The 17,515-nt window shown below is 69.6% G+C and carries 17 protein-coding genes; 7 read left to right on the forward strand and 10 right to left on the reverse strand.

Features of this window, described 5'->3' with window-relative positions:
• Positions 1–10: 10 nt before the first annotated feature.
• Positions 11–1,285, forward strand: coding sequence for an MFS transporter (locus AC2EWF_RS10215; RefSeq protein ID WP_483639268.1), 1,275 nt, complete (start codon positions 11–13; stop codon positions 1,283–1,285).
• 14 nt (positions 1,286–1,299) lie between these two features.
• A complete protein-coding gene (locus AC2EWF_RS10220) occupies positions 1,300–1,683 on the forward strand; it encodes a VOC family protein (protein WP_483639269.1) in 384 nt (127 codons plus the stop codon).
• 144 nt (positions 1,684–1,827) lie between these two features.
• On the opposite strand, the gene AC2EWF_RS10225 is transcribed toward AC2EWF_RS10220, so the two are convergent.
• The gene (locus tag AC2EWF_RS10225) at positions 1,828–3,096 is read right to left on the reverse strand and encodes an alkaline phosphatase family protein (RefSeq protein ID WP_483639270.1); all 1,269 of its coding nucleotides are present in this window, start codon (positions 3,094–3,096) and stop codon (positions 1,828–1,830) included.
• 48 nt (positions 3,097–3,144) lie between these two features.
• Between AC2EWF_RS10225 and AC2EWF_RS10230 the strand changes: the two genes are divergently transcribed.
• The gene (locus AC2EWF_RS10230; RefSeq protein ID WP_483639271.1) at positions 3,145–3,537 is read left to right on the forward strand and encodes a hypothetical protein; all 393 of its coding nucleotides are present in this window, start codon (positions 3,145–3,147) and stop codon (positions 3,535–3,537) included.
• Here the strand turns inward: AC2EWF_RS10230 and AC2EWF_RS10235 are convergent.
• The 5 genes from AC2EWF_RS10235 to AC2EWF_RS10255 all read right to left on the reverse strand — a co-directional run bounded on the left by AC2EWF_RS10235 (position 3,531) and on the right by AC2EWF_RS10255 (position 8,283).
• Complete coding sequence (locus AC2EWF_RS10235; RefSeq protein ID WP_483639272.1) at positions 3,531–4,970, reverse strand: apolipoprotein N-acyltransferase; 1,440 nt, start codon at positions 4,968–4,970, stop codon at positions 3,531–3,533. The genes AC2EWF_RS10230 and AC2EWF_RS10235 overlap by 7 nt on opposite strands.
• Positions 4,954–5,535 carry a TetR/AcrR family transcriptional regulator gene (locus AC2EWF_RS10240; protein WP_483639273.1) on the reverse strand — a complete coding sequence of 194 codons (582 nt, stop codon included), beginning with the start codon at positions 5,533–5,535 and terminating at the stop codon, positions 4,954–4,956. Before AC2EWF_RS10240 ends, AC2EWF_RS10235 begins: the two co-directional genes overlap by 17 nt.
• An 88-nt stretch (positions 5,536–5,623) precedes the next feature.
• Positions 5,624–6,139 (reverse strand): methylated-DNA--[protein]-cysteine S-methyltransferase, encoded by a 516-nt coding sequence (locus tag AC2EWF_RS10245; RefSeq protein WP_483639274.1) that lies wholly within the window; start codon positions 6,137–6,139, stop codon positions 5,624–5,626.
• Positions 6,136–7,647 (reverse strand): DNA-3-methyladenine glycosylase 2 family protein, encoded by a 1,512-nt coding sequence (locus AC2EWF_RS10250; protein ID WP_483639275.1) that lies wholly within the window; start codon positions 7,645–7,647, stop codon positions 6,136–6,138. Before AC2EWF_RS10250 ends, AC2EWF_RS10245 begins: the two co-directional genes overlap by 4 nt.
• A gap of 72 nt (positions 7,648–7,719) precedes the next feature.
• Positions 7,720–8,283 carry a hypothetical protein gene (locus AC2EWF_RS10255; protein WP_483639276.1) on the reverse strand — a complete coding sequence of 188 codons (564 nt, stop codon included), beginning with the start codon at positions 8,281–8,283 and terminating at the stop codon, positions 7,720–7,722.
• A 235-nt stretch (positions 8,284–8,518) separates the two neighbouring features.
• Here AC2EWF_RS10255 and AC2EWF_RS10260 point away from each other — a divergent pair, with 235 nt between their 5' ends.
• Positions 8,519–9,922, forward strand: coding sequence for a GDSL-type esterase/lipase family protein (locus AC2EWF_RS10260; RefSeq protein ID WP_483639277.1), 1,404 nt, complete (start codon positions 8,519–8,521; stop codon positions 9,920–9,922).
• Between the two features lie 21 nt (positions 9,923–9,943).
• Here AC2EWF_RS10260 and AC2EWF_RS10265 read toward each other — a convergent pair whose 3' ends face one another.
• From AC2EWF_RS10265 to AC2EWF_RS10280, 4 genes are all read right to left on the reverse strand, one after another.
• Positions 9,944–10,489, reverse strand: coding sequence for a cytochrome b (locus tag AC2EWF_RS10265; RefSeq protein ID WP_483639278.1), 546 nt, complete (start codon positions 10,487–10,489; stop codon positions 9,944–9,946).
• Entirely contained in the window at positions 10,486–11,583 is a 1,098-nt protein-coding gene (locus AC2EWF_RS10270; RefSeq protein ID WP_483639279.1) for a catalase family peroxidase, read from the reverse strand. Before AC2EWF_RS10270 ends, AC2EWF_RS10265 begins: the two co-directional genes overlap by 4 nt.
• 79 nt (positions 11,584–11,662) lie before the next feature.
• A complete protein-coding gene (chrA, locus tag AC2EWF_RS10275) occupies positions 11,663–12,865 on the reverse strand; it encodes a chromate efflux transporter (protein WP_483639280.1) in 1,203 nt (400 codons plus the stop codon).
• Positions 12,862–14,346 (reverse strand): multicopper oxidase family protein, encoded by a 1,485-nt coding sequence (locus AC2EWF_RS10280; RefSeq protein WP_483639281.1) that lies wholly within the window; start codon positions 14,344–14,346, stop codon positions 12,862–12,864. The genes chrA and AC2EWF_RS10280 overlap by 4 nt, the downstream gene beginning before the upstream one ends.
• Before the next feature lie 138 nt (positions 14,347–14,484).
• Here AC2EWF_RS10280 and hutU point away from each other — a divergent pair, with 138 nt between their 5' ends.
• The 3 genes from hutU to AC2EWF_RS10295 all read left to right on the forward strand — a co-directional run bounded on the left by hutU (position 14,485) and on the right by AC2EWF_RS10295 (position 17,501).
• The gene (gene hutU, locus AC2EWF_RS10285) at positions 14,485–16,155 is read left to right on the forward strand and encodes a urocanate hydratase (RefSeq protein WP_483639282.1); all 1,671 of its coding nucleotides are present in this window, start codon (positions 14,485–14,487) and stop codon (positions 16,153–16,155) included.
• Between the two features lie 139 nt (positions 16,156–16,294).
• A complete protein-coding gene (locus AC2EWF_RS10290) occupies positions 16,295–16,789 on the forward strand; it encodes a hypothetical protein (protein ID WP_483639283.1) in 495 nt (164 codons plus the stop codon).
• A 1-nt stretch (position 16,790) separates the two neighbouring features.
• Positions 16,791–17,501, forward strand: coding sequence for a hypothetical protein (locus AC2EWF_RS10295; RefSeq protein ID WP_483639284.1), 711 nt, complete (start codon positions 16,791–16,793; stop codon positions 17,499–17,501).
• The last annotated feature ends 14 nt before the right edge of the window (positions 17,502–17,515 follow it).

Below are 17,515 nucleotides of genomic sequence, written 5' to 3' on the forward strand. Positions count from 1 at the left end.
GCGACGGGCGATGCACGATTTCCCTGTTCACGATGCGGCCGCGGCGGATACGCAGGAGTGGATCCGCCACGGCACGCCGGCGTTCCGCCGCACCAACCTCGCGCTGTTCGCCGCAGGCCTCGCCACCTTCGGCCTGCTGTACTGCGTGCAGCCGCTGATGCCGGAATTCAGCCGCGACTACGACGTCAGCGAGGCAGGCGCGGCGCTGTCGCTGTCGCTCACCACCGGCGTGCTCGCGTTCGCGATGCTGTTCGCGGGTGGCCTGTCCGACGCATGGGGCCGCAAGCCGGTGATGGTGGCCTCCCTGCTGTCCTCCGCGGTGCTGGTGCTGGCCAGCGCGGCGATGCCGGACTGGGGCTCGCTGCTCGCGGTGCGCACCCTGCTGGGACTCACGCTGAGCGGCCTGCCCGCGGTGGCGATGACCTACCTCGGCGAGGAGATGCACGCCGACTCGATCGGCCTCGGCATGGGCCTCTACATCAGCGGCAGCGCGGTGGGCGGCATGGGCGGGCGCCTGGTCACCGGCGTGCTCGCCGACTTCTTCGGCTGGCGCATGGGCGTCGCCGTGGTGGGCGTGATCGGCCTGGCCTGCGCGCTGGCGTTCTGGCGCACGCTGCCGCCGTCGCGACACTTCCGGCGCCAGCCTTTCTCCGTGCATGCGCTGGCCGCGCGCTTCGGCGGCATGTTCCGCGACCGCGGCCTGCCGTGGCTGTTCGTGGAAGGCTTCCTGCTGCTGGGCGCCTTCGTCACCGTCTACAACTACCTCGGCTACCGCCTGCTCGCGCCGCCGTACAGCCTCAGCCAGGCCGTGGTGGGCCTGATCTTCGGCATCTACCTGATCGGCACCTTCAGCTCGGCGTGGATGGGCCATCTCGCCGGCCGGCTGGGCCGGCGCAAGGTGCTGTGGACGGCGCTGGCGCTGATGCTGGCGGGCGTGCTGCTGACGCTGGCCGCGTCGCTGTGGTTGATCATGGTCGGCATCGTGGCGATCACCTTCGGCTTCTTCGGCGGCCACTCCATCGTCAGCAGCTGGGTGGGCCGGCGCGCCGGTGCGGCGAAGGCGCAGGCCTCGTCGATGTACCTGTTCTGCTACTACATGGGCTCCAGCGTGGCCGGCGCCAGCGGCGGCCTGTTCTATGCCGCACACGGCTGGAACGGCGTGGCCGCCTTCGTCGGCGCGCTGGTGCTGGCTGGCCTCGCGATCGCCCTGGGCCTGGTGCGGCTGCAGCCGCTGGTCAACGTGGCCACGCCGCCCACGCCGATGAGCAAGGGCGCGATGCCGTGAAGAGGAGCGAGGCCGTGAAGATCGATTCGCTGGACCACCTGGTGCTCACCGTCGCCGACGTCGACGCCAGCTGCGCGTTCTACGAACGCGTGCTGGGCATGCAGGCCGTAACGTTTGCCGCGGGCCGCAAGGCCTTGGCCTTCGGGTCGCAGAAGATCAACCTGCACCCGTACCGCCACGAGTTCGAGCCGAAGGCCGGGCGGCCCACGCCGGGCTCGGCCGATCTGTGTTTCGTCAGCGCCACGCCACTGGCCGGGGTGATCGCGCACCTGCACGCCTGCGGCGTCGAAGTGCTGGAGGGCCCGGTACCGCGCACCGGCGCGCGCGGGGCTATCGTGTCCGTGTATTTCCGCGATCCCGACCGCAACCTGATCGAAGTCAGCAACTATCTGCAGTGAGCGTGGGTACGCCACCTACGGTGATGAGCAAGGAGTGATGGATCAGCGGCATCGGCTTCCGGTAGGAGCGCACCCTGTGCGCGAATGCTCTGGCGTTCGATCGAAGCCAAAACCATCGCGCACAGGGTGCGCTCCTGCGGGTGCTTATTGCGCGGCCGGCTTCAGCATGTCCTTCACCGCATCGTAGTCGCCGTCGTTCGCGGCGGCGGGGATGCCGAGCAGGTGGGTCATCAGCGGATAGACGTTCACGTTCGGGAATTCCGGGTAGCGCAGGCCGGCCTGGAACGCCGGGCCATGCGCCACGAACAGCGCGCGCATCCGCGGATCGGCGTTGTCGTAGCCGTGGTCGCCGATGCTGATGTGGCCCTCGTGCCGGGCCAGGTGTGCGGCGGTGGTGATGCGCCAGCCGGTGTCGGCGAGGCACACCAGCTGCGGCACGCGCGGGTTGCCGCCGTAGTGGAAGCGGGCCGGGATGCGCGCCTTGTCCCAGCAGCGCATGTGCTGCTGCGGCTGTTCCAGCGTGCGCTCGATCGCGGCGAAGTCGTGGCCGGGCTTCGGGTTGAAGCCGGCGAGCACACCGAGGCTGACGGTGTTCACCGCATCCTGCGGGATCAGCCGCTCGATCAGCACGCTGTTCTGCAGCGGCACGCTGGCCATGCCGTGGTCGGCGAGCACGATCAGGTTGATCCGGTCGAACAGGCCGCGCTGCTTCAGGCCGGCCACCAGCCGCGCCAGCGCGGCGTCGGTGTCGCGCAGCGCCCGATCCACCTCGGGCGAGTCCGGGCCGTGCTCGTGGCCGGCATGGTCGACCGCGTCGAAATACAAGGTGAGGAAGGTCGGCCGCTGGTCGGCGGGCAGGTCCAGCCAGGCCAGCACCTGGTCCACGCGCCGGTCGGGCGTCACCTTGCCGTCGTAGGGCTTCCAGTAGTCCGGGTGCCTGCCGCGGATGTCGGCCTCGCTGCCGGGCCAGAACATGGTGGCGGTGCGCAGCCCGTGCGCATCGGCGGTCTCCCAGATCGGCGTGCCTTCGGCCCACCAGCGGCCGTCGGCCACCGCCGCGCGGTTGCCGATCGAGAACTTGCCGAGTGCGGGATCGAACATCGTGTTGTTGACGATGCCGTGGTGGTCCGGGTAGAGGCCGGTGACCAGGGTGTAGTGGTTGGGGAAGGTCAGCGAGGGGAACGAGGGTTGCATCGCGTCGGCGTGCACGCCGCTCTTCGCCAGCATCGCCAGGGTGGGCGTGAGGCCGCGGTCGATGTAGTCCGCGCGGAACGCGTCGATCGAGATCAGCAGCAGCGGCGCGCGACGCGCGGCGCTCGCGGCGGCGGCAGGCGCGGGCGCGGGCGGCTGCGTGGCGCAACCGGCGCTGAATGCCGCCAGTGAAGCCAGCAGCAGGCGAAACAGGAATTTCATGCAGGAGCCCATACGATGCGGATGTCTCCCCATGATCGCCCAGATGCCATGACCGTCGCACGTTCTTCCGGTGACAATACGAATCGGTTGCCGTCGCGCCTGCTGCTTGCGGGCCTGCTCGCGTTTGCCGGCGCGGCCGCGGCGCAGACGCCGCCGGCGAACGCGCAGTTCCAGCAGACGGTGCGCCAGCAGCAGGTCAGCGACCAGCTGCAGAAGGCCCAGCAGCAGGAGCAGCAGCGGCAGAACGTGGCGAACATGGCCCAGCAGCCGTTGGCGCAAGGCTCCGCCGCGCGCCGCCAGCAGGCGCAGGCCGACCAGGCGCAGCGGGACCGCGCGAACGCCAGCCAGCAGGACCTGGTCAACCAGTACCGCGACGCATCCACGCCGCCGCCACCGGCGCAAACGACGGATTCAGCGGTGAAGAAGCCGCAGGGTCACTGAGCCGACCCGGCGCGTCGGCGCAGGGCCGGGCGCGCCATGAACACCAGCACGGCCAGCAGCGCCAGGTCCAGCCATGCGAACCAGTCGCCCCAGCGCGCGTACACGGTGTGCGTGTCGCGCAGCGGCAGGTTCCCCACCCGTTCCGCGTCATGCGTCTCGCTGGAGGCTTCCGCCAGTACGCGGCCGCGGTCGTCGCTGAGGGTGAGGCGGCCGGAGCGCGCGGCGCGGGCGATCGCGAAGCCGTTTTCCACGCCGCGCATGATCGCCATCCGGCTATGCAGCCAGCCGTCGACGCCGAAGTCCCAGGCGGGCACCAGCAGCAACTGCGCGCCGCGCTGCGCATACGCCCGGCTCACGTCGTGGAAGTCCATGTCCTTGCAGACGGCCAGCCCGATGCGCGGGTCGCCGTCGAGCAGCGTGTAGTGCCTGCCGGGGGTGTACTGGCGCTCGAAGCCCGGTATCAGGTGGTGCTTGGAATACGTGGCGGGCGCGTCGGCGTCGGGCCGGAACACCATGGCCATGTTGCGCTCGGCGTGCGGATCGCCCTTGCCGTCGATGCCGATGTCCAGGGTCACGCCCTCCTGCCGCGCCAGTGCGGCGAAGGCGGGCACGGCGGCCGCCGTCGTGGCGAACGAGGTCTCGGAGGTCACGACGACCTTGGCGCCGGCGTCGGCAAGCCGCCGGATCGCCTCGATGTAGCGCGCTTCCAGCGCCGCGCCGGCCGCGCTGTCGAGCGCGGGGCGTATCGGTTTCTCCAGCGACACAAGGCCGATCCGCAGGCTGCCGGTGGCGGGCGCCGCGAGGCGCCAGGCACCGTAGCCCAGCGCGACCGCGGCCAGCAGTGCGGCGATGCCTGCGGCCACGAGGCGGCCGCGCCGCGGCGCTGTGGCGGTGAACAGGGCGGCCACGGCAGCCGGCACCAGCAGCAGGAGGAAGCTGATGCCCCACAGTCCGGTGAGCGCGGCCAGTTGGATGACCGGCAACGCATCCATCTGGCCGTAGGCGATGCTGCCCCAGGTGCCGTGCGGCGAAACCAGGTTGCTGGCGTACTCGACGGCGACCCACAGCGCCGGCACCGCCAGCGTTGCCGGCAGCACGTGGCCCGAGCGCAGCAGCCGGCGGTAGAGCAGCGCGCACAGCGCGAACACCAGCGCAGGTGCGGCGACCGCATAGAGGTCGAACAGCAGCGGCAGGCGGATCACGCCGTGCAGGTAATGCCACTGGCTCATGCCGCCGACGGCGTAGGCGGCGAACGCCGCCAGCGCCGCCCGGCGCGCACCCAGGCGCGGCACCAGCCACAGCACCGGCAACGGCGCCAGCCACGCCAGCCACCACCAGGGATGCATGCCGCCGCCGAACCACCACGCCGCGGCGGACAGCAGCAGCGCCGCCGGCGTGGCCATCGTTGCCGCACGATCAAGCCTGGATGCCATCGAGCAATCTCCTCGCGGATTCGAAGTAGAACTGGCGGAACCGTGCCTCGTCGTAGCTGAAGCGCCCGGCGCGGTACAAGGCGATCAGGCCGTGCGCATGCGCCCACAGCGACATCGCCACGTCCCACGGGTCGTCCGGCTTCAGCACGCCCAGCCGCATGCCTTCGGCGACCGCGTCGGCGACGACGTTCAAGGTGGGCGAGCGGCGCGCGTGGAAATCCTCGGGAAAGCGCCGGGCGTCGTCGCGGCGCGCCGAGAACGCGTGGTCGAACAGATGCGGATGTTGCAGCGCATAATCCAGGTACGGCACCAGCAGCGCGAGCAGGCGTTCGCGGACGTCCGGCTGCGCGGCCCGCGCTTCCCACTCCCGGGCGGCGCTGTCGAAGCTGTCGTCGGAGAGCTTCTTCAGCAGCGCCTCGCGGTTGGGGAAGTGGCGGTAGATCGCCATCGGCGTGATGCCGACCGCGTCGGCCACGCGCCGCATGCTCACCGCGTCGGCACCGCCGCGCTCGAACAGCTTGTGCGCGGCGCGCAGGATCTTCTCGGGCGTGGTCAGGCGTTTCATGTATACAGTGTATACATGACCGGGCCGGCATCGCCATGGGCCATCCGGCAGGGGCGGAGGCGCGCGGGCCGTGTCGCGGAAGCGGGGATCAGGGCATCGCGAACAGGTCGCCGTGCGCGACGCGCTGCTCCATCGCGAGCAGGAATCGCTTGGTCGGCAGGCCGCCGCCGAAGCCGGTGAGGCTGCCGTCCGCACCGATCACGCGGTGGCAGGGCAGCACGATCGGCAGCGGGTTGCGGCCGTTCGCGGCGCCCACCGCGCGCACTGCCTGCGGCTGGCCGATGCGCTGCGCCACTGCGCCGTAGCTGGTGGTGGTGCCGTAGGGAATGCGCGCCAGCTCCTGCCACACGGCGAGCTGGAACGGCGTGCCGATCGGGTGCAGCGGCAGCGCGAACGCCTGCCGCGTGCCGGCGAAGTATTCCTCCAGCTGCACGCTGGCGAACGCGAGCCGGCCCACATCGCGCGTCCAGTGCGGATCGGGCGCCTTCTGGTGGCGTCCGCCGTCGAACCACACCTCGCGCAGGCCTTGCGTGTCGGCGACCAGGCGCAGTTCGCCAATCGGCGTGGGCAACTCGTCGTACCAGATCGTTTCCTGCGCGCTCATGCGGCGACTCGCCTGCGCGTCGTGCGCGGCGCCGGCGCGGCGTCGGCGCTGCCGCGCCACAGGTGGATCACTGCATATGCGCGCCACGGGCGCCATGCCTCGGCCAGCGCGGTCAGCGCCTTCGTGCCCAGCGCCTCGCCCCCGCGTGCGGCGGCACGGCGCAGGATCAGGTCCGCCGCGGGGAACGCGTCGGGGTGGCTCAGCGCGCGCATCGCCATGTAGTGCGCAGTCCATTCGCCAATGCCGGGCAGCGCGACCCAGCGCGCCACGAAGTCATCCAGCGACTGCTCCGCGCGGAAATCGACGCGGCCGTCCAGCAGCGCGCGCGCCATGCCGCGTATTGATTCCGCGCGCGCGCCGGTCACGCCGAGTTCGCGCAGGTCCGCGTCCGCCAGCACTTCGGGCGTGGGGAACAAGCGGTCCAGCCCCGGCAGCGGCGCCTGGTGCAGCGCCACGCCGTGGCGCTGCACCAGGCGCGTGGCCAGCGTGCGCGCCGCGGCCACGCTCACCTGCTGGCCGAGGATCGCGCGCACCGCGATCTCGAAGCCGTCCCAGCTGCCCGGCAGGCGTAGGCCGGGGCGCTTGCGCAGCAGCGGGCGCAACGTGGCCTCGCCGCGCAGAGCATCGCTGATCGCGCGCGGATCGGCATCGAGGTCGAACAGGCGGCGCACGCGCGCCACCACGTCCAGCATCCGCGCCGGCTGCGGGCAATGCAGCTCCAGCTTCAGCGCATGCTCACCGCCGGGCCACGCGGAGACTCGCAGCCAGCCTGGCGCGTCGGCCGGCCCGAACACGCGCGCATACGCGGTGTCGTCCACCTGCTCGATGCCCGGCAGCGCGCGGCCGCCGAGGAACGCGAGCAGCGACGCGAAATCGAACGGCGGCCGATACGCCAGCCGCAACACCAGCGCATCGCCTTGCGCCGCGCGCGGCTGGCGGCGCAGCTCGCGCGGCGCGATGCGGTTCGCCTGCGCGAACGCGGCGTTGAAGCGGCGCAGGCTGCGGAAGCCGGACGCCAGCGCGACCTCCGTCACCGGCAGCGCCGTCTCGGTCAGCAGCTGCTTCGCGAACAGCAGCCGGCGCGTGGTGTGCACGCTCAGCGGCGGCGCGCCCAGCCGTTCCACGAACAGCCGGCGCAGCTGCCGCGTACCCAGCCCGACCCGCGCAGCCAGCTGGTCCAGCGAACCGTCGTCCAGCGCGCCGTGTTCGATCAGTTTCAGCGCGCGCGCCACCACGTGGTCGCCGCGCTGCCACACGTCGTTGCCCGGCGACAGCTCCGGGCGGCAGCGCAGGCAGGGCCGGAAACCGGCCGCCTCCGCCGCCGCCGCGCTGGCGTAATAGCGCACGTTCTCCCGCTTCGGCGACGGCGCGGGGCATACCGGCCGGCAATAGATGCCGGTGCTGCGGACGGCGGTGAAGAACAGGCCGTCGAAGCGCGCGTCGCGGCTGAGGCGGGCCTGTTCGCAGCTGCGCGGGTCGGGCAGGGCAGTGGCATGGGGATCGTTCATGCCCGCAGGCTAGCACCGCGCCCAGGGCAAGACTCGCCGCTTTCGGACATCAATGGCGCGGCCCCGCTGCGCTCAGTGCACGGGCACCATCAGGTGCTGGTAGGGCGTGCCGGCCCACATCACGTACGGCACCGAGGTGTCCGGCATCGCGTCCTTCGGGTAGGCGTCGTAGAACGCCGCATTCGCGCCGAAGATCATCAGGTGTGGTCCGGTGCGGACCCAGTGTTGGCCCGCCGCGGGTTTCGTCGCGAAGGGATTGGTGTTGCTCGCGTCGACGCCGCCCTGCAGCATGTACGCCATGCCGACTCCCGCCGGCGGTGGCTTGTGCGCCATGTACGCGCCCAGCCACGCCCACGCGTTCTTGTCCGCGCACATCGGGTCCGGCCCCGGCGTGGCCGGGTCGTCCGGCATGCAGGTGAATGCGTTCGTGCCCTTGCGCAACGTGCGCATCGCGCCGTCCGCGCCCGGTACGACGACCGTGGCGTGTTTCGCGATGCTCGCCGGCGCCGCGCGCATCGCGCTCGCGATCAGTTCGGCATCCGTCGGCGCCTTCCTGTCGGCGGCCTGCAGGCCGCCCATGGCGAGCAGCAAGGTGGTGGCGATCGTGAAGCGGTACATCGGTTCTTTCGCAAGCATGGCAGCCTCCCCCGCGATGACGCGCGATGGCCATGCCCGGATTCCCCGGCCCGGCAGTCTCCGCCGCCGTCCGATGTCCGTCAATTGGCGCGGCAAGGATGCTCCGGCCGAGGACGGGACGCCCCGGATAAGCGTGGCGGCGGGATTGCCGTCGGCCGGTCCGGCGCGTTGACACTGGGATGCGGATTGCCGAACGATCCAGGGCACCATCCTTCCATTTGCCGGGCACGCACGCATGAGATACCCACGTTGCAACACGCAGGGGCGGTCCGCCATCGCGTTGGCCGCCTGGCTGTCCGGGTGCCTGCTGCTGCCGGCCTGCGCGACCGCCGCGGAGCCGGCCGCGCAGAAATGGGTCGCCACGTGGGGCCAGGCGATGACCTCGAACTACCAGCAGGTCGCCGGCCGCGACGGCAAACCGCTGCGCGACGCCTACGGACAGCCGGTCGAGCGCGCGCCCACGGTCGATCACCTCACCTTGCGCCAGAGCGTGAACCTCAGCGCCGGCGGCGAGCGCGTGCGCATCCGGCTGTCGAACTACTACGGCCGCGCGCCGCTCACCGTGAGCGCCGCTCGCATCGCGCGCGGCGCCGGCCATGCCGGCGACCTGTCGGCGATCGATCCCGGCAGCGACCGGCGGTTGCGCTTCCACGGCAAGCCGTCGATCACCCTCGCGCCCGGCAGCGAGGCGGTCAGCGATCCGGTCGAGTTGCACCTGCCGGCGCTGTCGGACGCGGTCGTCAGCCTGTACTTCGACGGGCCGGCGCCGCTCGCCGATGTCCACCCGATGGAACTGGCGCACACCACCTGGGCGGTCGACGGCGACGCCACGCGGCAGCCGTCGCTGGCGCGGATGCCGGCCGCGAAGGCGCTGCCGCGCACGCGCGACGACCACATCTATCTGCTGGCCGGCGTCGAAGTCGAGGCGCCGGCCAGCACCCGCGGCATCGTCGCGTTCGGCGACTCGATCACCGATGGCGCGCTCGCCAGTGCACCCACCGCCTCCTGGCCAGCGGTGCTGGCCCGCGTGGCCCAGCGCCACGGCGACGCGGCGGCGGTGGTGAACGCCGGCATCAGCGCCGACGAGCTGAGCACTGACCAGATCGGCGCGCCTGGCGCCGGCGCCTCCGGCCTGAAGCGTTACCTGCGCGACGTGGTCGACCGTCCCGGCGTCACCGACGTGGTGGTGCTGTTCGGCGCCAACGACATCGACCGCGGCATCGATGCCGCCGGTTACCCGAACGGCGCATCGGCCGGCGACCTGATCGCGTCGATGCGCATGCTGGCCGACGTCGCCCACCAGCACCACCTGCGCATCTACGCCGGCACGGTCACGCCGTTCGCCGGGGTCGCGGACTGGTACAGCCCGCAGCGGGAAGCGGTGCGGCTGCAATTCAACCAGTGGATACGCAGCTCGGGCGCGTTCGACGGCGTGGTCGATTTCTCCGACGCCGTGGCCGGCGCGTACACGCCGCCGCCGCTGGCCGCGCAACAGTCGCCGCGGCCGGTCGGCATGGCCAGTGTCTGCGCCGGTGACGCCGGCCTGCACCCGAACGACCGCGGCTACGCCGTCATGGGCACGCTGGCCTACGACGTGCTGTTCCACGCGACGCTGCAGCCGCCGCAGGGCTGCCACTGAGATCCCGCCGCCGCGGCTGCGTCACGGCGCGCGCCTTCCGCCCAGCATGCTGGCCAGCACGCCATCGCGCCGGATCAGCCCGTGGTACAGCGCCGCGGCCAGGTGGGCGAGGAAGGTGAGCAACAGCAGCAGTGCCAGCCCGGTGTGCAGGTGGCGCAGGATCGCGAACGCCGTGGGGCCCGCCGGGAAGATCGGCGGCAGGCGCAGCGCGTCGCTGAGCATCACCGGGTAGCCGCCGGCCGAGAGCATCGCCCAGCCGACCAGCGGCATCGCGATCATCAGCGCATAGAGCAGCCAGTGCGAGGCATGCGCGGCCAGCTTCTGCAACGCGGGCAGGTCGGCCGGCAACGGCGGTGGCGGGTGGCGCAGGCGTACGGCGAGGCGTAGCACGGCGAGCACGAGGATCGCGATGCCCAGCGGCTTGTGGATGCGGATGAGCCACTCGTGGCGTTCGGATACCGTGGCCACCATGCCGATGCCGATAAACAGCATTGCCAGGATCAGGATGGCCATCAGCCAGTGCAGCACGCGGGCGGGCAGGGAGAAAACGCCGGTGGTGTTCTTCATCGCCGTGCCTCCGCCGGGGCCGGCTCATGCGCGCGGGCGGTGCCGGGCAGGTGCGCTTCCTCGCTGGTGCGGCGCAGGTAGGAGTCGGCATACGCGGCCGAGCGCGCGGGCAGCAGCGGATCGTCAGAGATGGCGATGCCGTGCGGCAGCACCGTGGGGTCGTAGTTGATGTCGCGGCAGGGGCCGCTGTCCTGCGGCTGCTCGCTGTCGACCACCAGCGTGCCGGCGTCGACGGTGGTGCGGTCGGCCGGCCATGCCTTGGTGGCGTCGTCGGTGGGGTCGCCCGGATCGGCCAGGGTCACCTGCAACGTCCAGCGCAGCGGACCGTGCGAGAGGCGCTGGCGCAGGTCGGCATCCAGGTAGTTCGGATCGTCTGCCGGCGCGGCGGCGCCGTTGCCCGAGGACTGCGCCGCCATGCGCCAGCGCACCGCATGTTGCGCACCGCCTGCATCCACGAACTCGAACGCGTCCAGGCCCCAGTAACTCTCGGTGGCGAAGCTGGCCGAAGGCTTCGCGGTCTTCGCCCAGGCGCGGAACGCGGCGGTCTCCGGGTGTGCGGCGAAGAACGCCGCCAGTTTCGCCGGGTCGGGCTTGCCGGTGGCCGGGTCGGGCTGCCCCGCCTGCAACTGCGCGTAGAACGCCTGCGGCGTGGCCACCGGGAACACCGGCATGCTGTTCATGCCGGTGCGCCATTGCTGGCCGTTCGCCTGCGTGAAGCGCAGCGCCATGCTGCGGATCGGTATGCTGCTGTCCGGCGCATATGGGTTGCCGCCGGGGATCGCGAAGCGGCCTACCACCGGCGTGCGCTGCCCCGGCGCGAACACCTGCGCCACCGAGTAGCGTGCCGCCGCGCCGCTGCTCTGGAAATAGCCGGCCACGCACACGCCCTTGGCGTGGTTGCGGCGGTAGCCGGGATACACACCGGCGTTCCGCTGCAACTGGTCGATCAGGCGCGGCGGCGTCAGCCGCTGCGGCGACAGCCAGCCGCCCACATAGGCGAAGGCGAGTGCACACACCGCGGGAATGGCGATGATGAGGAACCAGGCACCCGTGCGGCGGTGCAGCGGCGTGGCGGATGCATGCGGATCGGGCATGGGGTTTCCAGGGTGGGGACGGGGGAGCGACGAGCCGGGACAGCCGCCACGACGTCCTTCGCCCCGCGCCGGCGTGCGGTTACATGCCTTGCGCGAAAAGCGCTTGCGCCAGCGTCGCCGCCACGCACCACGCCACCACTGCCAGCGCCGGCCAGCGGGCGAGCAGCATCAGCACGCCGACGGCGGCGACCAGTACGTCCAGCGGCGCGTGGATCGCGCTGGCCGCCACCGGGTTGATGAACGCCGCAGCCAGCAGGCCCACCACCACCGCGTTCACCCCGGCCAGCGCGCGCGCCGCGCCGGTGCGCTGCGCCAGCGCGCGCCAGAACGGCAGCGCGCCAGCCACCAGCAGCAGGCCCGGCGCGAAGATGGCCAGCACCGCCACTGTGGCGCCCGGCGCGCCGCCCATGCCGCCTGGCAGGCGCGCGCCGAGGAAGGACGCCAGCGTGAACATCGGCCCCGGCACCGCCTGCGCCGCCCCGTAGCCGGCGAGAAAGGTGTTGTTGTCCAGCCAGCCGGGATCGACCACCGAGGCCTTCAACAACGGCAACACCACGTGGCCGCCGCCGAACACCAGCGCGCCCGCGCGGTAGAACGCGGCCGCCGCCCTGCCCAGCGGCGGCAGGCCGGGCAGGAAGGCCGCGCCCAGCCCGAGCAGGAACAGTGCGATCAGCACCGCGCCGCTGCGCCGCCCCCACGCCAGCGCGAACCGCTCGCCCGTGCGCGCCGTCACGCCGCGGCACAGCCACCGCCCCGCCAGCGCGCCGCCGGCCACCAGCACCAGTTGCATCCACGGCGCGCCGCTGGCCAGCACCAGCAGCGCCGCCGCCAGCGCCATCGTGCGCCGCGTCCAGTCCGGCGCCAGCGTGCGCGCCATGCCCAGCACGCCGTGCAGCACCACCGCCACCGCCACCAGCTTCAGGCCGTGCACCAGCGCTATGCCCCACCCGCCGCCGTCCAGCGCGCGGCTGGCCAGCGCGAACGCGAACAGCAGCAGCGCCGAAGGCAGGGTGAAGCCCACGAACGCGGCCAGCCCGCCCAGCCAGCCCGCGCGCAGCAGGCCGATGGAAAAGCCCAGCTGGCTGCTCGCCGGCCCGGGCAGGAACTGGCACAACGCCAGCAACTGGCTGAAGTGTTCCTCGTCCAGCCAGCGCCGCCGCTGCACGAAGGCACGGCGGAAATAGCTGAGGTGCGCCACCGGCCCGCCGAACGAGGTGAGCCCCAGCCACAGGAAGGCGGCGGCCACCTCGCCCGCGCGGCCGCGCGTCGTCGATGTACTCATGCGCAATCGAACAAGGCCATGAAGCCGAAATCCATGTGCAGCTGCATGTGGCAGTGGAACAGCGACAGGCCCCGCTGGTCGGCGGTGAAATCCACTTCCATCGTCTGGTAGCCGCCCAGCATCGCCACGTCCTTGCGCACGCCCGCGGTGGGCTGGCCGGCGATGCTGGCAATCTCGAAGGTGTGGCGGTGCAGGTGCATGGGGTGGATGTCGTCGCTGGCGTTGTGCATGCGCAGGCGGTAACGCCGCCCGTGCACCAGGCGGAAGCGCGGCGTGCCCGCGCGCATGTCGAACGCCTGGCCGTTGATGGTCCAGCGGTTGAAGCCGCCGTCCGCCGCGTTCTGCTTGGCGAACGTCATCTCTATCGTCTCGTCCGGCGGCGCGGCCATGGCGCCGGGTTCGGCGAAGCGGCGGTAGTCCCAGCCGAACGGCGGCGGCGCCTCCCAGCGCGGCGCACCGCGTTGCCCGGCGTACTCCACCACGATGCCCATGCCGTGGCCGCGGTCGTCGTCGGCAAGGTCGCCCAGCACCCACACGCCGGGACGGCGCATCTCCACCACCGCGCTGATGCGCTCGGCCGTGCCCAGCCACAGCACCGGCACCTCGGCCGGGTGCGGCACCGGGTTGCCGTCCAGCGCCAGCACGGTGAACGTGTGGCCGGGCAGGGCGAGGCTGCGGATCTCCGTGGCGCTGCCGTTGAGCACGTGGAACAGCACGCGCTCGCCCGCCTTCACCCGGATCGGCTCGCCGTGGCCCAGCATGTGGCCGTTGATCGCGAACGCCTGGTAGCCCACCTCGTAGCCGCGCTGGTCGCCGCGCGCCAGCGAGGCCTGCATCGCCGCTTCGCCACGCGCCTTCAGCGCCGGGTCCGCCGCGTCCGGCCGCAGGAAATCCATCGCCATGTCGCCGCCCTGGCTGAAGAACGGGTCGAACTCCTTCAGCGTGAGGAACACCTCGCGGTCGTAGGCGCCGGGCTCGCGCTGCGGATCGATGTAGACCGGACCCACCTGGCCGCTGTACTGGCCGCGGGTGAGGTCGGAACCCGCCACCACGTGCGAGTGGTAGAAGCGGAAGCCAGCCGGCCCCGGCACGAAGCTCAGCCGGCGCATGCCATGCGCCGGTATGTACGGCGTGCCTTCCTCCGCCGCGCCGTCCACGTCCACCGGCAGGAACTGCCCGTGCCAGTGCAGCTGCTCGGGCACATCGGTGTCGTTGTGCACGTCCACCACCACGCGCCGGCCCTCGCGCAGGCGCAGCAGCGGGCCGGGCACGCTGCCGTTGTAGGCGGTGGTGGAGACGATGTGGTCCGGCGCCAGCTCCACCAGGCTGCGCGCGATGCGCAGCGTGTGGTCGGCGCGGCCGGCTGGCGGAATCGCCGCCGCAGACGACGCAGCCGCCTGCGGCGTGGGCTGCGCGGCGGCGCCGGCGGCCAGCGCACCCAGCCCGGCGAACTTGAGGAAGTCGCGTCGATCCAGCGTCATGGCGGTCTCCGGGGAGGGGCGTCGCCAAGCTTACGGCTTTGCCTGCCGCAGGTTTTTCCGTCGCCATGCGGCACCGCCACTTTCCACGGGGGGAGGCGCTCGCCACAATCGGGTTTTCTCCGGTTCCCCGAGATCGCCATGAACGCTCCCACCCGCATCGACACCACCCGCACCATCCGCGCGCCGCGCGGCACCGAGCTGAGCTGCAAGAGCTGGCTCACCGAGGCGCCGTTCCGCATGCTGCAGAACAACCTCGACCCCGAGGTGGCGGAGAACCCGGCCGAGCTGGTGGTGTACGGCGGCATCGGCCGCGCCGCGCGCAACTGGGAATGCTTCGACGCGATCCTGCGCAGCCTGCGCGAACTCAACGACGACGAAACCCTGCTGGTGCAGTCCGGCAAGCCGGTGGGCGTGTTCCCCACCCACAGGGACGCGCCGCGCGTGCTGATCGCCAACTCCAACCTGGTGCCGCACTGGGCCACCTGGGAGCACTTCAACGAGCTCGATAAGAAGGGCTTGATGATGTACGGCCAGATGACGGCCGGCTCGTGGATCTACATCGGCTCGCAGGGCATCGTGCAGGGCACCTACGAAACCTTCGTGGAGATGGGCCGGCAGAGCTACGGCGGAAGTTTGAAAGGGCGATGGATCCTCACTGCGGGCCTGGGCGGCATGGGCGGCGCGCAGCCGCTGGCCGCCAGCCTGGCCGGCGCGTGCAGCCTCAACATCGAGTGCCAGCAGAGCCGCATCGACTTCCGCCTCAAGACCCGCTACGTGGACGAGCAGGCCAGCGACCTCGACGACGCGCTGGCGCGCATCGCGAAGTACACGGAAGCCGGCGAGGCGAAATCCATCGCGCTGCTCGGCAACGCCGCCGACGTGCTGCCCGAACTCGTGCGCCGCGGCGTGAAGCCCGACGCCGTCACCGACCAGACCAGCGCGCACGACCCGGTCAACGGCTACCTGCCCAGCGGCTGGACGGTGGAGCAGTGGTTCGAGCGCCGCAAGGGCGATCCGGCCGGCACCGCCAAGGCCGCCAAGCAGTCCATGAAGAAGCACGTGGAAGCCATGCTCGCTTTCCACGCGCGGGGCATCCCCACCTTCGACTATGGCAACAACATCCGCCAGATGGCGAAGGACGAAGGCTGCGCCAACGCCTTCGCCTTCCCCGGCTTCGTGCCCGCCTACGTGCGTCCGCTGTTCTGCCGCGGCGTGGGCCCGTTCCGCTGGGTGGCGCTCAGCGGCGATCCGGAGGACATCTACAAGACCGACCAGAAGGTGAAGGAGCTGATCCCCGACGACGCCCACCTGCACAACTGGCTGGACATGGCCAAGAGCCGCATCAATTTCCAGGGCCTGCCCGCGCGCATCTGCTGGGTGGGGCTGGGGCAGCGCCACAAGCTGGGCCTCGCCTTCAACGAGATGGTGCGCAACGGCGAGCTGAAGGCGCCGGTGGTGATCGGGCGCGATCACCTGGATTCGGGGTCGGTGGCGTCGCCGAACCGGGAGACCGAGGCGATGAAGGATGGGTCGGATGCCGTGTCGGACTGGCCGCTGCTCAATGCGATGTTGAACGTGGCCGGTGGGGCGACCTGGGTGTCGCTGCATCATGGCGGTGGGGTGGGGATGGGGTATTCGCAGCACTCGGGGGTGGTGATTGTGTGCGATGGCTCGGCCGAGGCGGACAAGCGGATCGCGCGGGTGCTTTGGAATGATCCGGGGACCGGGGTGATGCGGCATGCGGATGCGGGGTATGACGTTGCAGTCGAATGTGCGCGGGAGCAGGGGTTGAAGTTGCCGATGGTTTGAGGGGCGACTTACAAGCCTTTAGAGGGCATCAATACCAGCTTCCCTACGAAATCTGATATCGATGTAAACAGGCTTTGAAAAGCTTATGCGTGGCGCACAGTCTCAATGCCTCTAGCTGGGATTTATCGAGATTCCGCAAATGCAAAGGGTCGGCCAAAAACTTCAAGAGACTGCAATTTCCAGTCCGACCGATGAAGACTTCGATCAGTTCGGCCGAAGCGCCTTCAATCGTTATTATTATGCAATGTATCTTAGGGTGAGGGATTTATTGAGAATTTTTGACCAGGGTTGGGACCGGATGCCCCACAAGAATATGCCTGATTGTGTGCACGACGCCGTGTATAAACTTATCAAGAAGAGAGCGGATCAACAGAAGAAAAGGCACGCACTTACTCATGCTGAGCACAGCAAGTTATGTAGCGAGAGTAAGCAGGCTACTTTAATTCTTTCGGGCCTACTCAAAACGGGAAACGCTATTCGCGTGCTGGCCGATTATCATCCGGATCTCGCGGTGTCGCGTGCGAGGAACTCGTATTCCTTAGGTGGTGAGCCTGTTAGTCAGGCATCTCGCTGGTATGCGCAGGCTGCGCAATATGCGCGCGTTATCGAAGCCGCATGGGATCAGGTTAAATGATATGAGCGCCTCAAAAATTATAGAGTATATAAACTCGAAAGTCGGTTCGCCGTTCCTATCGTTCGTGGAAGATCCTGTCAACAACAGGTACTTGGTCCTCTATTCTGACAAAGAGATAATTAAAGAAAATTCAATCTTCGCGACGCGTGCTAAGGTGGGCAATTTCGAAAAGAAAATTAAAGAGGAGCTTGCTGCTGAAGTGTCGATAGCATTCAACTCCGAAGCCCGCTCAGAAATCGAGGCATCTCTTGGTCTTTTTTTGGATGTTCATTTCGCTGGAATAAAGTGCCTCGTGCCATCTATATATCGAGCCAATACCGTAGTCGAAATTTGCCAAACTACGGGATCTGTGCCAGAAGGGTTGGAAAATGCTATTCGCTCGTTCCTGCAGCAATTTTCGTTGCACTTAGATCGATTAGTGTGGCCGGTTGGTCAAGGTCTCGTTACAACAAAAGATGTTCTGAATGTGCTCCGTGTGTCCTCTCCGTCATCGATCTCTGAGATTGCGAATGCGACAAGCGTAAAAAGTGATGAGCAGTATAAGGCTCTAGCTAATTTGCTTGATACGATGAGGAAAAATGGGGTTTTAATTAGGCGATCGGATGCGCTTTACGTACTAACGGAAGCGGGGATTGCTGCTAGTCCTGGAAGAACAACCAGAGAAAGTTTGGACATTAAAAGGGTTCTTGCTCTATGGCGAAGGAAGTGGTAAAAGATGCGTGGCGG

The organism is Rhodanobacter sp. sgz306013, from assembly GCF_057031145.1.